Origin of the sequence: Jeotgalibacillus marinus (assembly GCF_040801915.1) — a bacterium.
GTDB lineage: Bacteria > Bacillota > Bacilli > Bacillales > Jeotgalibacillaceae > Jeotgalibacillus > Jeotgalibacillus marinus.
In genome coordinates, this window is the sequence record NZ_JBFMIA010000268.1 from 1 (window position 1) to 242 (window position 242).

Here is a 242-nt window from a genome sequence, read left to right on the forward strand (position 1 = left end):
GGGCACGTAGAGACCGGCCGCCTCGACCGCGGTCCAGCGCGAGCCAAGCTCGACGCCGAGCGCGTCGGTGAAGCGGTCGTCCTTGGGCAACTGCCGGCGGTGATAGGCCTCGATGCGGTCGCGCGCGAGCTTGAGCGCAGCAAGCGCCTGCGGATCGCAGGCTTTCTCGGCAGCGTCGATTTCGGCAGCGCTGACGCGCAGGCCGGCCTTGATGAGGTCGATGCGGTCGAACTTGCGTGTGT

At 69.0% G+C, this 242-nt stretch carries 1 protein-coding gene; it reads right to left on the reverse strand.

The genetic code is table 11. From position 1 onward, the window contains the following. Window positions 1-242, reverse strand: a 242-nt coding sequence (locus tag AB1471_RS17810; RefSeq protein WP_367781048.1) for a histidinol dehydrogenase, incomplete at both ends; no start/stop codon positions are given.